The sequence below is a fragment of the Streptomyces sp. NPDC028305 genome (genome assembly GCF_055569495.1).
This window is the reverse complement of record NZ_JBVHTN010000005.1, coordinates 387,148-407,008: the sequence shown is the minus strand read 5'-3', so window position 1 is coordinate 407,008 and position 19,861 is coordinate 387,148. Positions and strand designations below refer to the sequence as shown.

The 19,861-nt window shown below is 73.3% G+C and carries 15 protein-coding genes; 1 reads left to right on the top strand and 14 read right to left on the bottom strand.

Features of this window, described 5'->3' with window-relative positions; all coding sequences use genetic code 11:
* Window positions 1-236: 236 nt before the first annotated feature.
* The 14 genes from ACZ4WQ_RS22740 to ACZ4WQ_RS22675 form a co-directional block, all read right to left on the bottom strand.
* Window positions 237-1,376: a sugar phosphate isomerase/epimerase family protein gene (locus tag ACZ4WQ_RS22740; RefSeq protein ID WP_311723524.1), complete on the bottom strand. Its 1,140-nt coding sequence runs from the start codon at window positions 1,374-1,376 to the stop codon at window positions 237-239.
* Window positions 1,373-2,812, bottom strand: a complete 1,440-nt coding sequence (locus ACZ4WQ_RS22735; RefSeq protein WP_468022359.1) for a nucleotide pyrophosphatase/phosphodiesterase family protein — start codon at window positions 2,810-2,812, stop codon at window positions 1,373-1,375. The genes ACZ4WQ_RS22740 and ACZ4WQ_RS22735 overlap by 4 nt, the downstream gene beginning before the upstream one ends.
* Window positions 2,809-3,978, bottom strand: coding sequence for a metabolite traffic protein EboE (gene eboE / locus ACZ4WQ_RS22730; protein ID WP_361191531.1), 1,170 nt, complete (start codon window positions 3,976-3,978; stop codon window positions 2,809-2,811). Before eboE ends, ACZ4WQ_RS22735 begins: the two co-directional genes overlap by 4 nt.
* Window positions 3,979-3,981: 3 nt before the next feature.
* A complete protein-coding gene (locus ACZ4WQ_RS22725; RefSeq protein ID WP_311723527.1) occupies window positions 3,982-4,830 on the bottom strand; it encodes a TatD family hydrolase in 849 nt (282 codons plus the stop codon).
* Window positions 4,830-5,492: an EboA domain-containing protein gene (locus tag ACZ4WQ_RS22720; RefSeq protein ID WP_311723528.1), complete on the bottom strand. Its 663-nt coding sequence runs from the start codon at window positions 5,490-5,492 to the stop codon at window positions 4,830-4,832. Before ACZ4WQ_RS22720 ends, ACZ4WQ_RS22725 begins: the two co-directional genes overlap by 1 nt.
* Window positions 5,489-6,538, bottom strand: coding sequence for a sugar phosphate isomerase/epimerase family protein (locus ACZ4WQ_RS22715; protein WP_311723529.1), 1,050 nt, complete (start codon window positions 6,536-6,538; stop codon window positions 5,489-5,491). The genes ACZ4WQ_RS22720 and ACZ4WQ_RS22715 overlap by 4 nt, the downstream gene beginning before the upstream one ends.
* A complete protein-coding gene (locus ACZ4WQ_RS22710) occupies window positions 6,535-7,413 on the bottom strand; it encodes an SCO3242 family prenyltransferase (protein ID WP_311723530.1) in 879 nt (292 codons plus the stop codon). Before ACZ4WQ_RS22710 ends, ACZ4WQ_RS22715 begins: the two co-directional genes overlap by 4 nt.
* The gene (locus ACZ4WQ_RS22705) at window positions 7,410-8,600 is read right to left on the bottom strand and encodes an inositol-3-phosphate synthase (protein WP_311723531.1); all 1,191 of its coding nucleotides are present in this window, start codon (window positions 8,598-8,600) and stop codon (window positions 7,410-7,412) included. The genes ACZ4WQ_RS22710 and ACZ4WQ_RS22705 overlap by 4 nt, the downstream gene beginning before the upstream one ends.
* Before the next feature lie 132 nt (window positions 8,601-8,732).
* Window positions 8,733-11,219 carry a PQQ-dependent sugar dehydrogenase gene (locus ACZ4WQ_RS22700; RefSeq protein WP_311723532.1) on the bottom strand — a complete coding sequence of 829 codons (2,487 nt, stop codon included), beginning with the start codon at window positions 11,217-11,219 and terminating at the stop codon, window positions 8,733-8,735.
* A 134-nt stretch (window positions 11,220-11,353) separates the two neighbouring features.
* Complete coding sequence (locus ACZ4WQ_RS22695; protein ID WP_468022358.1) at window positions 11,354-12,598, bottom strand: Gfo/Idh/MocA family protein; 1,245 nt, start codon at window positions 12,596-12,598, stop codon at window positions 11,354-11,356.
* Between the two features lie 51 nt (window positions 12,599-12,649).
* Complete coding sequence (locus tag ACZ4WQ_RS22690) at window positions 12,650-13,690, bottom strand: substrate-binding domain-containing protein (protein ID WP_311723534.1); 1,041 nt, start codon at window positions 13,688-13,690, stop codon at window positions 12,650-12,652.
* Window positions 13,691-13,708: 18 nt separating this feature from the next.
* Window positions 13,709-14,728: an ABC transporter permease gene (locus ACZ4WQ_RS22685; protein WP_468022357.1), complete on the bottom strand. Its 1,020-nt coding sequence runs from the start codon at window positions 14,726-14,728 to the stop codon at window positions 13,709-13,711.
* Window positions 14,725-16,242 carry a sugar ABC transporter ATP-binding protein gene (locus tag ACZ4WQ_RS22680; RefSeq protein WP_398373785.1) on the bottom strand — a complete coding sequence of 506 codons (1,518 nt, stop codon included), beginning with the start codon at window positions 16,240-16,242 and terminating at the stop codon, window positions 14,725-14,727. The genes ACZ4WQ_RS22685 and ACZ4WQ_RS22680 overlap by 4 nt, the downstream gene beginning before the upstream one ends.
* 310 nt (window positions 16,243-16,552) lie before the next feature.
* Window positions 16,553-17,734, bottom strand: coding sequence for an ROK family protein (locus tag ACZ4WQ_RS22675; RefSeq protein ID WP_468022356.1), 1,182 nt, complete (start codon window positions 17,732-17,734; stop codon window positions 16,553-16,555).
* A 535-nt stretch (window positions 17,735-18,269) separates the two neighbouring features.
* Here ACZ4WQ_RS22675 and ACZ4WQ_RS22670 point away from each other — a divergent pair.
* Window positions 18,270-19,652, top strand: coding sequence for a hypothetical protein (locus ACZ4WQ_RS22670; protein WP_468022355.1), 1,383 nt, complete (start codon window positions 18,270-18,272; stop codon window positions 19,650-19,652).
* The last annotated feature ends 209 nt before the right edge of the window (window positions 19,653-19,861 follow it).

The window sequence follows — 19,861 nt, the reverse complement described above, 5'->3', positions numbered from 1 at the left end:
CGGAGGTGGAGTGGACGTTCTTCTGGTTGCGGGTAGCACCCATCACAGAGACAGCCATCGGTCACACCTCCTGTTTCCTCAACTCGGCCGACAGCGGCGGCCAAAGGGCCACCGCAAGGAGCGCACTCACTATAAAAGCGCACGCCGGTTCACGCCACCGAATATCGCTCGGTGGCCCGCCGGCACGGGCGGAGGGCCGCCGGGTCGCCGGGGAGGCCCTCCGCCCAGGTCTGCCGCTAGCGGCGCAGGGCGGCCAGGTTGCGGTAGCCGATCGCCGCGTATTCGAGGGACTGGCCCGGGTTGGTGGTGCTCGGGGCGGTGTCCTGCTCGACCATCGGGTTGTGGTAGTTGCGGTCTCCCACGCGGGAGAAGAACGTGGTGTAGTCGATGACGCCGGTGCCGAACGGGACCATGTCGTAGCCCATCCCGTTGGTGGCGTTGACGACGCCGTCCTTGGCGTGGAACAGCGGGTAGCGCTTGTTGTGGCGGGTGACGAGGCCGGCCGGGTCGAAGATGTTCGTCTGCGTGGAGCCGTCGTGGGCGGTGTAGGTGCGGAACTTGTACTGGGCGACGTGTGCCCAGAAGACGTCCATCTCCAGCCAGACCAGCTTGGGGTCGGTGATGGACAGGAAGTACTCCAGCTTGCGGATGCCGGAGCTGCGGGTGGGCTTGGACTGGGCGTCCAGCGGGCCGCCGTCGAGGAGGAAGCTGTACGCGGCGTCGTGGTTGTGGGTGTAGAGCTTGAGGCCGGCGCGGCGGGCGATCGCGCCGAGGGCGTTCCACTTCTCGGCGGCCACGTCCCAGTCGGCCTTGTAGGAGCTTGCGGTGGGGTCGCCACCGGTGCCCATGTGGGGCAGGCCGAGGATGTTCGCGATCTCCAGGTGCTTCTTGAAGGTGTCCAGGTCGGCGCTGGTCAGGGGCCAGGAGCCGGGGATGAAGCCGTGGTTGCCCTGGGCACGCAGCCCGTTGTCGTCCAGCCAGCGGCGCAGCAGCTTGGCGCCCTGGACGGACTCCAGGCTGGCGCCGCCCGGGGAGTTGGCGTGCTGGCCGTAGCCGGCGAACTCGACCTGGCGGTAGCCGAAGCGGGCGAGCTGCTCGAAGACGGCGCGGAAGCCGGACGGGAGGGAGGAGGCGAGCGGGTCGCGGCCGATGGCGTCGCGGACCGTGTAGAGGATGATGCCGCGCTTGTCCGCGGGGACGAGCGTGTGCCCTCTGCCGGTGTCGGCGGCCCGGGGCGCGGCCTGCACGGGGGTCGCGCCGAGGACGGGGGCGGCGATCGCCCCGGCCGCGACGGCGGTGCAGGTGCTCAGGAAGCTGCGGCGGCCGACGCCGAGGCTGCGGCGGAGCTGGTCGTCGGTGTCAGGCGTGTGGTTCACGGGGTGCCTTCTTTCATTTCCTCTGAGGGGCCGTCGGTGTCGAGACCGGCGAGTCGGAGCAGCAGGGACTTCACGTCGGTGGCCGCGATGCGGTCGCCGACGGCGCGGGGGGTGGAGCACAGGAGGAGCGGACCGTCGTCGTCGCTCGTGGGCAGGCGGCCGTGGCTGCCTCGGATGGGTGAGGGGTCGAGGGGGACGACCGCCATGCGGTAGCGCATCCCGAGCTTCTTGCGGGCGAGCGCGGTGGCGGCCTTGACCTTCACATAGGGGTCGAGCGGGTCCATGAACAGCTCGACCGGGTCGTAGCCGGGCTTGCGGTGGATCTCGACCAGTTGCGCGAAGTCGGGGGCGCGGGCGTCGTCGAGCCAGTAGTAGTACGTGAACCAGGCGTCCGGTTCGGCGACGGCGACCAGTTCGCCGGAGCGGGCGTGGTCGAGGTGGTGGGCCTTCTTGCCCTCGTCGTCGAGGAGTTGCTCGATGCCGGGCAGCCCGTCGAGGGCGGCGCGGGTGGCGGCCATGTCCTCGGGGCGGCGGACGTACACATGGGCGATCTGGTGGTCGGCCACGGCGAAGGCGCGGGAGGCCATCGGGTCGAGGTATTCCATGCCGACGCCATCGCCCTGGGTATGCACCTCCAGCAGGCCGGCCCGGCGCAGGGCGCGGTTGATGTCGACGGGCCGGCTCACGCGGGTGATGCCGTACTCGGACAGCGCGACGACCGTACGGCCCTCGGCGCGGGCGTCGTCCAGCAGCGGGGCCACGGCCGCGTCCAGGTCGGCGGCCGCCTGGTGGGAGCGGGGGTCGTCGGGGCCGTAGCGCTGGAGGTCGTAGTCGAGGTGCGGGAGGTAGCAGAGCGCCAGGTCGGGGTGGCGGGTGCGGAGGATGTGACGGGTGGCGTCGATGATCCACTGGCTGGAGACCAGATCCGCTCCGGGGCCCCAGAAGTGGAACAGCGGGAACGTGCCCAGCTTCTCGGTGAGTTCGTCGTGCAGGGCGGGCGGCCGGGTGTAGCAGTCCGGCTCCTTGCGGCCGTCGGCGTAGTAGACGGGGCGCGGGGTGACGGTGAGGTCGGTGTCGGCGCCCATGGCGTACCACCAGCAGATGTTGGCGACCGTGTAGCCGGGGTGGGCGCGGCGGGCCGCGTCCCACACCTTGTCCCCGGCGACCAGGCCGTTGTGCTGACGCCACAGCAGGACGTCGCCGAGTTCGCGGAAGTACCAGCCGTTGGCGACGATGCCGTGTTCCGAGGGCATCGTGCCGGTGAGGAAGGTGGACTGGGCGGCGCAGGTGACGGCGGGCAGGACGGTGCCGAGGTGGGCCCGGGAGCCGGCCGTCGCGAGGGCCTTGAGGTGGGGCATACGGTCGAGGAGCCGGGGGGTGAGGCCGACCACGTCGAGGACGAGGAGCGGGGTGGGGTCGCCGGTGGGCGCGGTCATGGCAGCTCCTTCAGTCCGAGGTCGGTCAGCTCGTCGCGGGCGAGCGCGAGTTCGGCGGCGATGCCGTCGGCGAGCCGGTCCCGGCCGCGGGGGCGCAGCTCGGGCGGGAGCGCCTGCCAGGTGTAGGTCTCGACCTCCAGGTGGCGGGTCAGCGGGTTCGGGCCGCCGACGAGGTGGGCCAGGGCGGCCCGCAGGACCGGGAGCGTGGAGGTGAGGGGCTCGGCGGGGGCCGCGTGCAGCGGGACGTGGAAGTGGGACCGCCAGGGGGCGTCGGGGGGCAGGGCCGTATCGCGGACGGCCTCGTCGAGGTCGTCGGTGCCGTGCAGGCCGGTCGGGGTGACCGTGCGGGTCTGGTGCAGAAAGCGGGGTTCGGCGAAGGCGGCGAGGGCCTCGCGGACCTCGGGCCGGCCGGGATGTTCGGCGTGCAGGGCGGCCGACAGCTGGGACTTGATCACGGGGACGCGGGCGGCGGCGAGCGCGTCCAGGGCCTCCGTCGGGTCCTCGAAGGAGGTGGCCAGATGGCAGGTGTCGACGCACACGCCGATGCGGGGGTGGCCGACGGCGGTGAGCGGGGCGATGGCGTCGCCGGTGGTCTCCACGGTGCAGCCGGGCTCCGGCTCCAGGCCCACCCGGATGCTCCGGCCGGTCAGTTCCGCCAGGGCGTCCAGGCGCTCCGCGAGGGTCATGAGCGCCCGCTGTCCGGCGCGGGCGTGGTCGGCGCTCCAGGTGGTGCGCCAGCCGAGCGGCAGGGTGGAGATGCTGCCCTCGGTGACGTCGTCGGGCAGCAGGCCGGTGAGGATCCGGGCCAGTGCGGTGGTGTACTCCAGGCGCTCGGGGTCGGCCCAGTCCGGCTTGTAGACGCGGTACTTGACCTCGGCGGCGCCGAACCCCTCGTACGGGAAGCCGTTGAGGGTGACGACCTCCAGGCCGCTCCGGTCGAGTTCGCGGCGCAGGGCGCGCAGCGCGGCCGGGTCGGTGTCGAGGGTGCGGGCGGCGTCGCGGGCGAGCCACAGGCCGATGCCGAGCCGGTCGCGGCCGAGGCGGCGGCGGACGGGCGCGCAGTGGTCGCGGAGCTGGGCCATCACGCCGTCGAGGGTCTCGGCGGGGTGCACGTTGGTGCAGTAGGCGAGGTGGACGGTGGTGCCGTCGGGGTGGCGGAAGCGCATCGCTCACTCCCCTCCGCGCAGCACGGAGTTGCCCTCGTGGGTGGCCTCCGGCGGGGCGACCTCGAGTTCCAGGCGGCCGCTGAGCCCGTAGAAGGCGACGGGGTTGCGCCACAGCACCCGGTCCACGTCGTCCTCGGTGAACCCCTCGGCCAGCATCAGATCGGCCACCCGCCGGGTCTTCAGCGGATCGCTTCTGCCCCAGTCTGCGGCGGAGTTCACCAGGACCTTTTCCGGCCCGTACGCGCGCAGGATCGCCACCATCCGGCGCTCGTCCATCTTGGTGTCGGGGTAGACGGAGAACCCCAGCCAGCAGCCGCTGTCCTTGGCCTCCTTGACCGTCGTCTCGTTGAGGTGGTCCACCAGCACCCGGTCCACGGGCAGCGCGGACTCGCGGACGGCGTCGAGGGTGCGGCGCAGGCCGGCGAGCTTGTCGCGGTGCGGGGTGTGCACGAGCGCGGGCAGGCCGTGGTCGGCGGCGAGCTGGAGCTGCGCGGCGAGGGCGGTGTCCTCGGCGGGGGTCATCGAGTCGTAGCCGATCTCGCCCACGGCCACGACCTGGTCCTTGACGAGATAGCGGGGCAGCTCGTCGAGTACGGGCACGCAGCGCGGGTCGTTCGCCTCTTTGGGGTTGAGGGCGAGGGTGCAGTGGTGGGCGATGCCGTACTGGGCGGCGCGGAAGGGCTCCCAGCCGAGCAGGGAGTCGAAGTAGTCGAGGAAGGAGGCGGGCGAGGTGCGGGGCTGGCCGAGCCAGAACGACGGCTCGACGACGGCTCGGATCCCGGCGGCGCGCATGGCCTCGTAGTCGTCGGTGGTGCGGGAGGTCATATGGATGTGGGGGTCGAACAGGCGCATCAGGACTCCTTGCCGTGGGGGTGGTCCGCCTCGGGCTCTTCGGCGGCCAGGGCCAGGACGCGGTACAGGTCGGCGGGGACGGGCCGGTCGGCGGCGGTGCGCTCGGCCGCGTAGTCGGCGAGCATGCGGGCGAGTTCGGCGTCGCCGCGCCCGCGCTCCGCGAGCCCTGCCACCGCGTCCACGGGGACGCCGGTGAACAGGCACTTCAGTACGGCGTGCCGCCAGCTGTGGGGGTCCAGGTGGCGGGCCGCGTACGGGCCGAGGGCGGCGGCGAGGAGGCGGGTGTCGTTGGTGCGCAGGGCGTCCTCGACCAGCGGCACCGCGTCGGGTCCTGGCACGAGGTGCGGCAGAGCGCTCAGCACGGCGCGGCGTTCGGCGGCCGTGCCCTGGTGGTAGAGGCGGGCGAGGGTGGCGGGATCGGCCTGGGCCGCGTGCAGGATGAGGACGCGGGCGGCGTCGGCGTGCCGGCTGCCGCAGCGGCGCCCGGCCTCGGCCACGCGCAGCTCCCACGCGGGCCTGGGCCCGCCGGGGTGGGCGGCGGCCTCGTCCAGGGCCTGCCGGAGCCAGGCGCGGGCGGCCGGGTGGAGGTGGCTGTCGAGGTGGTCGCGGAGGGCGTCGGGGGTGGGGTCCGGGCCGGTTCCCGTGGCGGGCGAGTGGGTCATGGGGTGCTCCCTTCCCGCACGGTGGTGTCGGGGACGGCGGGGACCGGGTTGGCGGCGCCCGGAGCGGCAGTGACCAGGGCTGCGACGGCCGGGGCTGCTACGGCCGGGTTGGCGGCGGCCTGGGCGGCGGCGGTCGGCGCGGCCGTGACCGGGGCACCGGCGCCCGAGGCGGCCGGGGCGGTCGCCGCCGCGGCAGCGGCAGCGCGGCGCAGGAACGGCAGGGAGGTCTCGGCGTAGTGGGGGCCGGCGTGGGAGTGGCGGGGCAGCTCGACGACGGTCAGGCCCTGGTAGCCGGTGGCGGCGAGCGCCGCGAGGAGGGGCGGGAAGTCCATCTCGCCCTCCCCGAACGGGAGGTGGTCGTGGACGCCGCGCCGCATGTCCTCGATCTGGACGTGCCGCAGCCAGGGCGCGGCGGCGCGCACGCAGTCGGCGGGCGGCAGGGGTTCCAGGCACTGGCAGTGGCCGAGGTCCATGGTGAGGCCCAGCGCGGGCGGGTCGCCGAGGAGGCCGCGGAGGTGGTGGAAGTCGGCGAGGGTGGCGAGGAGGTGGCCGGGTTCGGGCTCGACGGCGAGCGGGATCCCGGCGGTGTCGGCGGCCTCCAGGACCGGGGTGAGGGCGGCGGCGAGCCGCTCCCAGGCCGTGGCCGTGTCGTCGCCGGGCGGAACGATTCCGCTGAAGCAGTGCACGGCGTGCGCGCCGAGGTCGGCGGCCACCCGGACCGCGCGCAGCAGGAGGTCCACGCGGCGGGCGCGGGCCTCCGGATCCGGGTCGAGGAGCGAGGGGCCGTGCTTGCGGCGGGGGTCCAGGACGTAGCGGGCGCCGGTCTCCACGGTGACGTCGAGCCCGAGGGCGGCCAGGCGCCGGGCGACCCGCCCCGTGCGGGCGGCGAGGTCGGGGGCCAGCGGGTCGAGGTGCATGTGGTCGAGGGTCAGGCCGACGCCGTCGTAGCCGAGGTCGGCGAGGAGGGCGAGGGCGTCGTCGAGGCGTAGGTCGGCGAGGCCGTTGGTGCCGTAGCCGAACCGGAGGGCCGTCCCCTGGGAGGTCATGTGACGCTCACCCGCTTCGAGAAGCGCCGCGCCAGCGCGGCGAGGGCGGCCGTGCCCAGCGCGGTGGCCCCGGCCCCGGCGCGGGCGGCGAGGGCCGCCTGGAGCGGGATGGTGGCGCGGATTCCGGCGCCCACAGCGCGCTGGGTCAGCGGCGGTGAGGGGTTCAGGGCGGCGTGCAGGTAGGGGCGGGCCGTGGCGGAGGCGTAGTTGAGGGCGAGCGCGGTGGGCAGGAAGTGCCGGCGGAAGGACGACGGCCGGTCGCGTCCCGGGTCGCCCGGCAGCAGCCGGGTCAGGCCGGCCGTGGCGGCCAGGGCGGCGAGCGGGGCGAGCGGGGTGCCGTCGCGGGTCTCCTGGCGGGAGACGGCGGTGACGGCGAGGGTGTGGGTGGAGAGCAGGGCCGCCGAGGGCAGGGCCGGGCGGACCCGGCCACCGGTGGCCGCTGCGCCGAGGAGCAGGTCAAGGCCGCGGGCGACGGCCATGGCGCCGGGCCCGGCGGGCGTGCGCTTCAGGACCAGGTCGTACGACCAGACGGTGGCCGCCAGCGGCACCGCGACCGCCAGCGCAGGCCGTCCCGCGCGGGCGGCCAGGGCGAGGCCCGCGGCCGTGAGCGCGCAGGCCGCGGCGAGGGCGGCGGCGGGACGGACCCGGCCGGACGGGAGCGGGCGGTGCGGGCGCTCGACGGCGTCCTCCTCCTGGTCCGCCCAGTCGTTGAGGGCCATCCCGGCCTCGTACAGGCACAGGGAGCAGCCGACGGCGAGCGCGGTACGGCGGTCGGGGCGGGCGGCGACGGCGGCCGCGCCGGCCAGCCCGTCGCCGGGGACGGTGAACAGGGCGGGCAGGCGCAGCAGTTCGGCCCAGGCGCGGAGTCGGCTCACTCGCCCTCCCCCAGCCCCCGGGCGAACCGCACCAGTTCCGCGTACTGCTCGCCCAGCGCCGACGGCGCCCGGCCGACCGGGTCCTTGAAGAAGAAGGCCAGTTCGGCGAGGGGGCCGCGCAGACCGGTCTCGTGGGCGCGGGCGACGAGCCGGGCCAGGTCGAGGACCAGGGGCGCGGCGAGCGCCGAGTCGCAGCCCTGCCAGATGGTCTGGAGGACCATGCGGGTGCCGAGGAAGCCGTCGAAGGCCACGTGGTCCCAGGCGGTCTTCCAGTCGCCGAGCGCGGGCACGTCGTCGATGTGGACCTCGCCCTCGGGGGTGGTGCCAAGGGTGTCCGCGAGGACGCGTTCCTTGCCGGCGTTCTTCGCCGCGGCGGCGGCCGGGTCGGCGAGGGAGGCGCCGTCGCCGCCGCCGAGGAGGTTGGTGCCGGACCAGGCCCGGACGTCCAGCGCCCGCTGGGCGAACATGGGGCCGAGTACGGAGCGCAGCAGCGTCTGGCCGGTCTTGCCGTCGCGGCCCGCGTACGGCAGTCCGCTCGACTCGGCGAGCGGGGCGAGCGCCGGGTGGTGCAGGCCCGTGGACGGGGTGAAGTTGACGTACGGGCAGCCGGCGCGCAGGGCGGCGGCCGCGTAGAGCGAGCTGGGCGGGAGGCCCCTCTTTTGAGGCTCGGTTCCCCTCCGGGGCGCCTCAGCCCCTGTCGACGGTCGACCGTGCCCGGTGCCGGACGACGGGGCCGGTTCGGTGGAGGCGACGTTCACGACCACCGCGCGCTCCAGGCCGCGCCGGGTGACGAAGTCCTGGAGGTCGGCGGCGAAGGCGGCGATCAGTTCGTCCTCGTCCCGGGTGTCGCCGGGGAGCGGGCCGCCGGGCCTGATCTCCGCGTCGGCGGCGGCGAGTTCGGCGGCGACGGCGGAGGGCAGGCCGGGCGGGAGGACGCCGCCGGCCGCCAGTTGTTCGGCGCGTTTGGGCAGGGGGCAGTCCGTGGTGTCGTGGCCGCCGAAGACCAGGGAGGACAGGGCGGGCAGGCCGCTGTCGGCGAAGGCGGGCTCCTCGGTGACCAGGCCGGTCGGCGGGCGCAGCCCCGCGGTCACGGCGGCGCATCCGGCGACGACGGTGGTCGCGACGGAGCCGCGGGCCCCGACCAGCCAGACGCCGACCCGAGGGGGACGGGAGAGGGACGCGGACATGGGCTGCCTCCTTGTCCGGGGAACGAGATCCCGGAGGGGATGAGGGGTAGCTGCCGGAAGGGATGAGGGTGGTGACGGCGGGCGGGAGTCCGGCGTCTCCCGCCCGCCGCCGTTCAGTGGCCCTTGGCGGGCTCAGCCGGTCGTGAAGGTGAAGCCGTCGAGCTCATAGAGGGCACCGCTGCCGCCCTTGAAGACGAGGTAGAGCGTGGTGGTGCCGCGCGGCGCCCGGGACAGGTTGGCGGAGACGTCCTGGTAGGTCTCCCAGCCGCCGGTCACGGGCACCGTGGCCTTGCCGAGCAGGGTGCCGGTGGCCGAGCCCGCGCGGACCTCGAGGGTGCCGCCCGCGCCGGCGGAGGCGATGCGCGCCGTGATCTTCTTGGCGTCGCTCAGGACGTAGGGCTTGAAGGCGATCCAGTCGCCGTTGTCGATGTCACCGACGACCTTGCCGCCCTGGGCGGTGTCATGGGCGACGACCGTCACGCCGGAGCTGGTGCCGAAGTGCTCGGCCTGGCGGTGGCGGGGCTGGAGGACGCTCTGGTCGTGCGAGGTGAGCGCGGCCTGGCCGCCGCCTCCGCCGTCGGTGTACTCGGCGTCCAGGACGCCGAATATGTTGGCGTCCTCGTCGTGGCCGCCGTCGGCGCTGGACTGGATGGTGCCGGAGCAGCCGTTGGCGGAGGTGAGCGGGTGGCCGTGGGTGTCATGGCCGAGGATCAGGGTGACCTTGACCTTGTCGCAGTCGATGGTCCGCCCGTCCTCGGGGTCGGTGACCTTCACCTTGAACGGGATGGCGTCGCCGAAGCTGAACAGCTGACCGTCCTTGGGCGTCTCGAGGACGACCGTGGGTGCGGTGTTGCCGACGACGATCTGCACACTGGCGCTGCCGGTGCGGCCGGAGGGGTCCTTGGCGGTGACGGTGGCGGTGTAGGTGCCGTTCTTGGCGTACTTGTGGGCCGGGTTGGCGGCCGTGGAGGTTCCGCCGTCGCCGAAGTCCCAGCTGTAGGTGAGGGTGTCGCCGTCCTGGTCGGTGGTACCGGCCGAGGAGAACTGGACCTTCATCGGGGCCTGGCCGGAGGTGCGGTCGGCGGAGGCCTGGGGCGACGGGGAGTGGCCGTCGGTCGCGTTCTCGATGCGGTACAGCGCCGAGTGCTCGTCGCCGCCGAACCAGGCGGTGCCGTAGTCGAGGACGTACAGCGCGCCGTCCGGGCCGAAGGCCATGTCCATCACCTGGGTGCCGCTCCAGGGGATGTCGTTGATCGACTGCACCTTGCCGTCGGCGTCGCTGCTGATGCGCTTGATCCAGCGGCGGCCGAACTCACCGGCGAAGAAGTCGCCGTCGTAGGCCTCGGGGAACTTCACGGGCGAGTCGAGGGTGGGGTCGTAGTGGTAGACCGGGCCGCCCATCGGGGACTCGGAGCCGTCTCCGAACTCCGGGACGGATCCGCCGTCGTACGGTATCCAGGCGGCCTGCGCCGGGGGCAGGTCGGTGAGGCCGGTGTTGTTCGGCGAGGTGTTCTTCGGGGCGGAGCAGTCGAAGGCCGCGCCGGAGGTGCGGGTGGCGAAGTCGAAGTCGACGTACGCGTCGTTGGCGCCGGTGCAGTACGGCCAGCCGAAGTTGCCGGGGCCGGTGACGCGGGCGAACTCGACCTGTCCGGACGGGCCGCGGCCCGGGTTGGCGGCGCCGGCGTCGGGGCCGTAGTCGCCGACGTAGAGGATGCCGGTCTTCTTGTCGACGCTGAACCGGAACGGGTTGCGGAAGCCCATCGCGTAGATCTCGGGCCGCGTCTTGTCGGTGCCGGGCTTGAAGAGGTTGCCCTCGGGGATGGAGTACGAGCCGTCGGCCTCGACCTTGACGCGCAGGATCTTGCCGCGCAGGTCGTTGGTGTTGCCCGCGGAGCGCTGGGCGTCGAAGCCGGGGTTGCGGTTGGCGCGCTCGTCGATCGGCGTGTAGCCGTCCGACTGGAAGGGGTTGGTGTCGTCGCCGGTCGACAGGTACAGGTTGCCGGCCGCGTCGAAGTCGATGTCGCCGCCGACGTGGCAGCACAGCCCGCGGGTGGCCGGGACGTCGAAGATCTTCTTCTCGCTGGCGGTGTCGAGGGTGCCGTCGGTCTTCAGCACAAAGCGGGAGAGCCGGTTGACGCCGTCGAAGGGCGCGAAGTCGGCGGCGGTGCCGGTCTCCGGAGCGTCGCCGGCCGGGGTGTTCATCGGGGGCGCGTAGTAGAGGTAGATGAAGCGGTTGTCGGCGAAGCCCGGGTCGACGCCGATGCCTTGCAGGCCCTCCTCGTCATGGGAGTAGACGTCGAGCTTGCCCGCGAGCTTGGTGTTGCCCGCGGCGTCGGTCAGGCGCAGTTCGCCGTCGCGGGAGGTGTGCAGGACGGAGCGGTCGGGGAGGACGGCCAGCGACATGGGCTCGCCGACCTCCGCCTCCCCCTTGGCGAGGGTGACCTGCTGGAAGTCCTCGGCCGCCGCGGCCTTCTCCTGGCCGGTGACGGCTGCGCCGGCCTGGGGGGTGGTGAGGGTCAGGCCCGCGCCGGCGAGCAGCACGCCGCTCAGCAGCGCGATCGCCTTGCGCAGTGGGGATCTAGGGGTTCGGGTGCGGGTGGTGCGGTCGTTCCCGTGCACGAAATGCCTCCAGAATGGGGCTGGTTGTACGGTCGGGCGCGTACGCCGGGATGCGCCGTCATCCCGGGGCTGTGAGAACTGGCGCGCTGGGGCGCCGGCTGGGGAGTGCCGCGTCGGAGAGGGCCGACGGCGGCTCAGGGGCGTGGGCCCGCGATGGGGGTGTAGACGGAGTTCTTCTCCGCGCTCTCCTCCACCGCGGCGAGGACGCGCTGCACTTGGAGCCCGTCGGCGAACGACGGTTCGGGGCGGCGGTCCTCGGCGATGGCGTGGACCAGGTCGCGGGCCTGGTGGACGAAGCTGTGCTCGTAGCCGAGGCCGTGCCCCGGCGGCCACCAGGCGTCCAGGTAGGGGTGGTCGGGTTCGGTGACCAGGATGCGGCGGAAGCCGGCCTCGGCGCCGGGCTGGCCGGCGTCATGGAACCACAGTTCGTTGAGGCGCTCCAGGTCGAAGGCGAGCGAGCCGCGGTCGCCGTTGAGCTCGATGCGCAGCGCGTTCTTGCGGCCGGTGGCGTAGCGGGTGGCCTCGAAGGAGGCGAGGGCGCCGGAGGCGAACCGGCCGGTGAACAGGGCCGCATCGTCCACGGTGACCTCACCGGTGCCCGCCGCGGCCACGGCGCTCAGGCCGCTTGCGGGGCCGCCGGGCAGCGGGCGTTCCCGTACGAAGGTCTCGGTCAGGGCGGACACCCCGGCCAGCCTCTCCCCCGCCAGATACTGGGCCAGGTCGACGATGTGCGCGCCGAGGTCCCCCAGCGAGCCGGAGCCCGCCGACTCCTTGCGCAGCCGCCACGTCAGGGGGGCCTCCGGGTCCACCAGCCAGTCCTGGAGGTAGGTCGCCCGGACGTGGCGCAGGGCGCCGATCCGCCCGTCGGCGACCATGCGGCGAGCGAAGGCGGTGGCGGGGAGCCGGCGGTAGTTGAAGCCCGTCATCCCCAGCAGCCGGCCGCGCCGGTACGCCTCCTCGGCCGCGGCGGTCATGGCCTCGGCCTCCCGCACGGTGTTGGCGAGGGGCTTCTCGCACAGAACGTGCTTGCCGGCGGCCAGCGCGGCGACCGCGATCTCGGCATGGCTGTCGCCGGGGGTGCAGATGTCGACGAGGTCGACGTCGTCCCGGGCGATCAGGGCGCGCCAGTCGGTCTCGGTGGCCGCCCAGCCGTGCCGGTCCGCCGCCGCCCGTACGGCGGTGGCGTCGCGGCCGCAGATCACGGCCAGGACCGGCTGCCGGGGCAGGTCGAAGACGCGTCCCGCGGTGCGCCAGCCCTGGGAGTGGGCGGCGCCCATGAAGGCGTATCCGACCATGCCCACGCGCAGCGGGGGTTTTCCGGCCCCCGGTGCGGCCTCGGCCACCGGCTCCTGCTCCGCTGACTGCTGCGGCTGTTCCATGCGCTCGTCCTCCTGTTCGTCATGACACGGCGGGGGTGCGGGCGGGGCGCCTCATCGGAAGCCGGTGGGCATGTACTGGTCCACGTTGTCCTTGTCGACGACGGCCGAGTAGAGGGTGATCGACGCCGGGATCTCGTACTCGGCGAGGCCGCTGACGCCCTTGGCCTGGCCGAGGGCGCGGGCGAGGTCGATCGCGGACGCCGCCATGGTCGGGGGGTACAGGACGGTCGCCTTCAGCACGCCCTTGTCCTGCTTGATGGCCTGGAACGCGGAGAGCGCCCCGGCCCCGCCGACCATCAGGAACTCGTCCCGCCCGGCCTGCTCGATGGCGCGCAGCGCGCCCACGCCCTGGTCGTCGTCGTGGTTCCACAGGGCGTCGAACTTCGACTGGGCCTGGAGGAGCTGGGCCATCTTGGCCTGCCCGGACTCGACCGTGAACTCGGCCGCCTGGCGGGCCACCTTCTCGATGTTGGGGTAGTTCTTCAGCGCGTCGTCGAAACCCTGGGTGCGCTGCTTCGTCAGCTCCAGGCTGTCCACGCCCGCCAACTCGATGACCTTCGCGTTCTTCTTGCCCTTGAGCTTCTCGCCGATGTAGTGCCCGGCGTTGAGGCCCATGCCGTAGTTGTCTCCGCCGATCCAGCAGCGGTACGCCTGGGCCGTGTTGAAGATCCGGTCGAGGTTGACGACCGGGATGCCCGACCTCATGGCCTTGAGGCCGACCTGGGTGAGGGCCTTGCCGTCGGCGGGCAGGATGACCAGGACGTCGACCTTCTTGTTGATGAGGGTCTCGATCTGACCGATCTGCTGCGCGGTGTCGTTGGAGCCCTCGGTGGTCTCCAGGGTGACGTCGGAGTATTTCTTCGCCCGGCTCTTGGCGTTCTCGTTGATGGCGTTGAGCCAGCCGTGGTCGGCCTGGGGTCCGGCGAAGCCGATGGTGACGTGCTTGCCGGGCTTGTCGTCGGCGGCCGGCTTGGAGTCGGCGGCGGGGCTCTTGTCGTTGTTCTCGTTGCTGGTGCAAGCGGTGAGAAACGCTCCGGCGGACACTGCGGCGGTCCCGAAGAGGAGTCCTCTGCGGCTGGTGTGCTCTGGCATGGCGGGTGAACCCTTTCCTCAGGCCGTATTCGCGGTGCGGCGTTGGACCAGCACGGCGGCGACGATGATCGCGCCCTTCGCGATCTGCTGGACGTCGCTCTGGAGGTTGTTGAGGGCGAAGATGTTGGTGATGGTGGTGAAGATCAGGACGCCGAGGACCGAGCCGGTGATGGTGGACCGGCCGCCGGTGAGCAGGGTGCCGCCGATGATCGCGGCGGCGATGGCGTCGAGTTCGTACAGGTTGCCGTTGGTGTTCTGGCCCGAGCCGGACAGCACGATCAGCAGGAACGCGGCGATGCCGCAGCACAGGCCCGACAGCAGATAGAGGTAGAGCCGCTGGCGCCGGACGTCGATCCCGGCGAGCCGGGCCGCCTCCGCGTTGCCGCCCACCGCGACCGTGCGCCGGCCGAAGGTGGTCCGGTTGAGCACAAACCAGCCGAGGATCGTCACGATCGCGAACACCATGACCAGTGGCGGTATGCCCAGGACGTAGGAGTCGCGCTCGCCGAGGTTCAGGATCCCGTCCACGGTGACGATCTGGGTGCTGCCGTCCGTGATCTGGAGGGCGAGGCCGCGCGCCGAGGCGAGCATGGCGAGGGTGGCGATGAAGGGGACCAGGCCGCCGTAGGCGATGAGCAGCCCGTTGACCAGGCCGCAGCCGAGGCCGACCAGCACGGCGGTGAAGAGGATCCCGGCGAACCCGTACTCCTGGGTGGCGACCGTGGTCGCCCACACCGAGGAGAGCGCCACGATCGCGCCGACCGACAGGTCGATGCCCCCGGAGGTGATGACGAAGGTCATGCCGACGGTGACGACGCCGATGATCGACGCCTGGGTGAGCACCAGCTGGAGGTTGTGGGTGTCGAGGAATTCGTCGGGCTTGGTGACACCGCCGACGACGACGAGCACGGCGAGCACGCCGAGCAGCGACAGCGTACGGATGTCGACGCGGGCCCGCAGGCCGCGCCAGGCCGGGGGACGGTCGGCCGCCGGCGTCTTGCCTGCGGCGTCGCTGGGCGGGGAGACGTGCTGCGTCATGACGCCGGGCTTCCTTCCATGACGAGGTCGAGGACACGGTGTTCGTCGAGCTCCCGGGCGGGCGCGCTGTGCACGACCCGCCCCTCGCGGAGCACCAGCACCCGGTCGGCCAGGCCGAGCACCTCGGGCACCTCGCTGGAGACGAGGAGCACCGCGAGGCCTTCGTCGGCCAGTCGTCGGACGACCGCGTACAGTTCGGCGCGGGCGCCCACATCGACGCCGCGGGTGGGCTCGTCCAGCAGCAGCACCCGGCAGCCGCGCAGCAGCCAGCGGGCCAGGACGGCCTTCTGCTGGTTGCCGCCGGACAGGGTGCGCACGGGCACCTCCGGGTTGTCGGGCCGCAGCGACAGTTCGCGGACCGCGGCCCGGGCGGCGCGCCGCTCGGCGCCCCGGTCGATCCAGCCCGCCCGGGAGAAGCGGGAGAGGGTGGAGACCGACACGTTGCGGGTGACGGACTCCAGCATCAGCAGGGCCTGCGCCTTGCGCTCCTCGGGGGCGAGTCCGAGCCCGGCGCGCACGGCCGCGCGGACGCTGCCGGGTTTCAGCGGTCTGCCGTCGACGAGGACCTCGCCCGCGGTGGGCTTGCGGGCGCCGTAGACCGTCTCCAGGACTTCGGAGCGCCCGGAGCCGACCAGCCCGGCGAGGCCGACGATCTCACCCGGCCGTATGTCGAGGTCGAGCGGCGCGAACTCGCCGTCGCGGGCCAGCCCGCGGACCTTGAGCACGGGGTCGCCCGCGGGCGGCCGCGCGGGCCGCTCGGGAAAGACGTACTCGACGTTGCGGCCGGTCATCAGGGCGACGACGTCCCGGGTCGGGGTCGTCTTGGCGGGCAGTCCCCCCGCGACCGCCCGCCCGTCCTTGAGCACGGTCACCTGATCGCCGATGTGCCGGATCTCCTCCAGGCGGTGCGAGATGTAGACGACGGCCACGCCGTCGGCGGTGAGGTCGCCGACGATGCGGAAGAGGTTGTTCACCTCGTCCGGGTCGAGGGCGGCGGACGGCTCGTCCATGACGATGAGCCGTACGTCGTGCGAGAGGGCCCGCGCCATGGAGACGATCTGCCGCTGGGCCGCCGACAGTTCGGCCACCGGCCGGGCCGGATCGATCTCCGGGTGCCCCAGCCGCTTGAGCAGTTTGGCCGTCGACGCACGCGCCGCGTTGCCCCGTACGACGAATCCGGCGGCCGTCGGCTCGTGGCCGAGGTGGACGTTCTCCGCCACCGACAGGTGCTCCACCAGGTCGAGTTCCTGGTAGATGGTGGCGATGCCCAGGCGCATGGCGGCGATCGGCGAGCGCAGGGTGACGGGCTCGCCGCGCCAGCGGATGGTGCCGCCGTCCGGCTGGTGGGCGCCGGCCAGGACCTTGATGAGGGTGGACTTCCCGGCGCCGTTCTGGCCGAGCAGGCAGTGCACCTCACCGGCCTGGACGTCGAGGTCGACGCCGTCCAGGGCACGGACTCCGGGAAACGACTTGGTGATCCCGGACATGCTGAGCAGCGGTGGTTCTGAGGCCATGTGGGTTCCCCTCGGCGGACGCGCGGGCCGGTGGCAGGGCATGCTGCGCCTGCGGCCGGCGCGGCGCCGGGCAGGCGTACTTCGTACAGGGCGGGGGGTTTGCGGGGAAGGTGCGGGGTGTTCGGGCGCGCGGCAGAGCCGGGCGCCGCACGGGCCGAGCGGCCGGGGAGACGGGGTCTACACGATTCGGATCGCTTGCGCGGGTGGGACGAGCGCGGTGAGAGGAGCGCGGGTGAGAGGAGCGCGGGTGAGAGGAGCGCGGGTGGGACGAGCGCGGGTGAGAGGAGCGCGGGTGAAAGGAGGCGGTCGCTCAGGCGGGTGAGAAGAGGTGGTCGCTGATCAGCCGGGCCGCGCCGGTCACTCCGGCGGTGGGGCCCAACTCTCCCAGGACGATGGGCAGATTGCCGGTCGCGAGGGGCAGCGACTGGCGGTAGACCTGGGTACGGATCGCGGCGAGCAGGGTGTGGCCCAGGCCGGTCACTCCGCCGCCGATCACTAACAGGGCAGGGTTGAAGAAGGAGACGAGACCGGCCAGGACCTGGCCGACGTGGGTGCCGCCCTCGCGGATCAGCTCCAGCGCGGTGGCGTCGCCCGCGGCGGCCGCGGCGGCGACATCGACGGCGGTGAGGGTGCCGCCGGCCTCCAGCCGGGCCGCGAGCTCGGTGGACAGGCCCTGTTGGGCCGCCTGCACCGCGTCGCGGGCCAGCGCCGCACCGCTGAAGTGGGCCTCCAGGCAGCCCCGGTTGCCGCAGGCGCAGGGCCTGCCGCCGGGCACGGCCTGGATGTGGCCGATGTCGCCCGCGCTGCCGGTGGTGCCCCGGTAGACCCGGCCGCCGACCACGATGCCGCAGCCGATGCCGGTACCGATCTTGACGCAGAGGAAGTCGGCGACGCTGCGGGCGACTCCGGCGTGCTGTTCCCCCATAGCCATGAGGTTCACGTCGTTGTCGACCATGATCGGACAGCCGAGTTCCTGGCTGAGCACCTCCCGCACGGGGAAGCCGTCCCAGCCCGGCATGATCGGCGGCGCCACCGGGACGCCCTCGGGGAAGCGCACCGGTCCGGGGACGCCGATACCGGCGCCGTCGAAGCCCTCGGCGAGCCCGGCGTCCTTCAACTTCCCGGCCATGTCCAAGGCTTGCTCGAAGACCGCGACGGGGCCCTCACGGACGTCCATCGGCTGGTTGAGGTGGCCGAGGACCTCCAGCTCCGCGTTAGTGACGGCGACGTCGACCGATGTCGCGCCGATGTCGACGCCGAGGAACCTGAGGCCCGGGTTGAGCCGGATGTTGTGGGAGCGCCGGCCACCGCGCGAGGCGGCGAGTCCGTCGGCCACCACCAGGTCCGTCTCCAGCAGCCGGTCCACCTCCACGGCCAGCTTGGACCGGGACAGTTCGACCTGGTCGCCCAGCTGGGCACGGGAGTTGGGGCCGCCGTCACGCAACAGCTTGAGCAGGCGGGCCTGATGAGCGTTGGCCGGTCGCGCCGTCATGCGTCTCACGATCCCCTCCCCGCCCAGATTCGGCCACCAGTGTCGGGCTTTCGTGAGGAACGTAGCAGCGGCTTCCGTACCTGGGAAGAATCTGCGCACGGATTGCTGCTAACTTTCCCCACTCGCAGGACAAAGATCGATGCGGGGCGGCGGGTAGCCGTCGTCACCGACGGTAATATCGCCAGGATGACGGGCACGGACACGCCGCGACTGAGGGTTCCGGTCGGCGCCGACACGGAAAGATGGACGACCCGGGCGGATGTCCGGTTTGTGCTCCTCGTGGTGCACAACGTGACGTCCGCGACCCGGCTGCTGGATGTGCTGCCGCTGTTCCGCGACGACCATCGGGTGCAGCTGCTGGCGACCTGCACGGGGTCCTCGCCGTTTCTGGCCGGCGTGCCCGAGCTGCTGGCCTCGGCGGAGGTGCCGGTCCTCCCCTGGGAGCAGGCGAAGGACACCCCCGTCGCCCTCGCCATATCCGCCAGCTACGGCGGCGAACTCCACGCGCTGCGCGGCCGGTTGGCGGTGCTTTCCCATGGCATCGGGTACAATAAAAGGCTGGCAACACCGGACAACACCGGTCTTCGGGCTCTCGCCCGAGTGGCTGCTGCACGACGGGCGCCCCCTCGCCTCGGCCACCGTGCTGTCCCACCCCGAGCAGCTCGACCGGCTGGCCGCCGCCTGCCCGGAGGCGGTCCCCACAGCCGTACTGGCCGGGGACCCGGCCTACGACCGCGTCCTCGACGCCCTGCCGTACCGCGAGCGGTTCCGCCGCGCCCTCGGGGTCGGCCCGCACCAGCGGCTGATCGTGGTCAACTCCACCTGGTCGCCCCGCTCCCTCTTCGGCGACGGCGGCGAAGGCGACCTGCTGCCCTGGCTGCTGCCCCGCCTGACGGCCGAACTGCCCGCGGACGAGTACCGCGCGGTGGCCGTTCTGCACCCCAACATCTGGTACGGGCACGGCCCCGGGCAGGTCCGGGGCTGGCTGGACCGGGCGCGGCGGGCCGGCCTCGGCCTGATCGATCCGCTGCACGGCTGGCGACAGGCCCTGATAGCGGCGGACTGCGTCCTGGGCGACCACGGCAGCGTCACGTACTACGCCGCGTCCCTCGGCAGGCCCGTCCTCCTCGGCGCCTTCCCCGACGGCGACCTCGACCCCGCCTCGCCCGTCGCCGCGCTCGGCCGGGCCGCCCCCAGACTCCGCCCGCACGGCGGGCTGCGCACACAGATCGACCAAGCCGTCGAGGGCCACGCCCCCGGCCGCTACGCCGAGTTGGCCGCCCAGACCACCTCCTCCCCCGGCCGCTCCGCCGCGCTGCTGCGGCGCCTCTTCTACCGCCTCATCGGCATCCCCGAGCCCGCCGGCCGCCCCGCCCTCCTCGACCGGCTGCCCCTGCCGCCGTACGAGCCGGCGGAGCGCACCGCGCCCGTACGGGTCCTGACCCGGCTGATCGGCGCCGACCCGCCGAAGGTCGCGGTCACCCGCCACGCCGACGCCGCCCACGAGCCCGAGGACCCCGACGCGGACGGCGCGCACACGGCCGTGCACGAGGACACGCGGGACGCCGGGCGGCTGAGCGTGGCGGATGTGATCGTGCGGTACGCGGCGGAGGACGACCCACGGGTCGGCCCGTCCGCTGCCTGGACGGCGGAGGTGCTCGCGCGCCATCCGCACTGCGCGCTCGCGGTGTATGTGAGCGGCCCGGACCGCTGCACCGTGCGCACCCGTCGGGGCGACCTGGTGCGGCTGACGGCCGCGCCCGGCGAGGACGGCCGGGCGGACCTGTGCGACCCGGCCGCGTACGCCTCCGCGCTGCTGGCCTGGCTGGGCCGCAAGCCCCTCGCCGAGGCGGCACCCGAACTGACCGTGGTCACGGGCGCGGCGCACCACCGGGTGGCGGTGGAGCGCCTGCGGTAGGCGGCGCGCGGCGGGTGTTGACGCCTGCGGCGGGCCTCTTCCCCTACCCGCCCCTTCCCGAAACTGGGGGCTGCGCCCCCAGACCCCGAGGTCTGGGGGCGCAGCCCCCGCGTGGCGCAGCCCCCGCGTGGCGCAGCCCCCGCGTGGCGCAGCCCCCGCGTGGCGCAGCCCCCGCGTGGCGCAGCCCCCGCGTGGCGCAGCCCCCGCGT

Excerpts from the sequence above, each read along its gene's own strand:
- ACZ4WQ_RS22735 (WP_468022359.1), bottom strand. The coding sequence starts at position 2,812 with ATGACCGCGCCCACCGGCGACCCCACCCCGCTCCTCGTCCTCGACGTG.
- eboE (WP_361191531.1), bottom strand. The coding sequence starts at position 3,978 with ATGCGCTTCCGCCACCCCGACGGCACCACCGTCCACCTCGCCTACTGC.
- ACZ4WQ_RS22725 (WP_311723527.1), bottom strand. The coding sequence starts at position 4,830 with ATGCGCCTGTTCGACCCCCACATCCATATGACCTCCCGCACCACCGAC.
- ACZ4WQ_RS22720 (WP_311723528.1), bottom strand. The coding sequence starts at position 5,492 with ATGACCCACTCGCCCGCCACGGGAACCGGCCCGGACCCCACCCCCGAC.
- ACZ4WQ_RS22715 (WP_311723529.1), bottom strand. The coding sequence starts at position 6,538 with ATGACCTCCCAGGGGACGGCCCTCCGGTTCGGCTACGGCACCAACGGC.
- ACZ4WQ_RS22705 (WP_311723531.1), bottom strand. The coding sequence starts at position 8,600 with ATGTCCGCGTCCCTCTCCCGTCCCCCTCGGGTCGGCGTCTGGCTGGTC.
- ACZ4WQ_RS22695 (WP_468022358.1), bottom strand. The coding sequence starts at position 12,598 with ATGGAACAGCCGCAGCAGTCAGCGGAGCAGGAGCCGGTGGCCGAGGCC.
- ACZ4WQ_RS22690 (WP_311723534.1), bottom strand. The coding sequence starts at position 13,690 with ATGCCAGAGCACACCAGCCGCAGAGGACTCCTCTTCGGGACCGCCGCA.
- ACZ4WQ_RS22685 (WP_468022357.1), bottom strand. The coding sequence starts at position 14,728 with ATGACGCAGCACGTCTCCCCGCCCAGCGACGCCGCAGGCAAGACGCCG.
- ACZ4WQ_RS22680 (WP_398373785.1), bottom strand. The coding sequence starts at position 16,242 with ATGGCCTCAGAACCACCGCTGCTCAGCATGTCCGGGATCACCAAGTCG.
- ACZ4WQ_RS22675 (WP_468022356.1), bottom strand. The coding sequence starts at position 17,734 with ATGACGGCGCGACCGGCCAACGCTCATCAGGCCCGCCTGCTCAAGCTG.
- ACZ4WQ_RS22670 (WP_468022355.1), top strand. The coding sequence starts at position 18,270 with ATGGCATCGGGTACAATAAAAGGCTGGCAACACCGGACAACACCGGTC.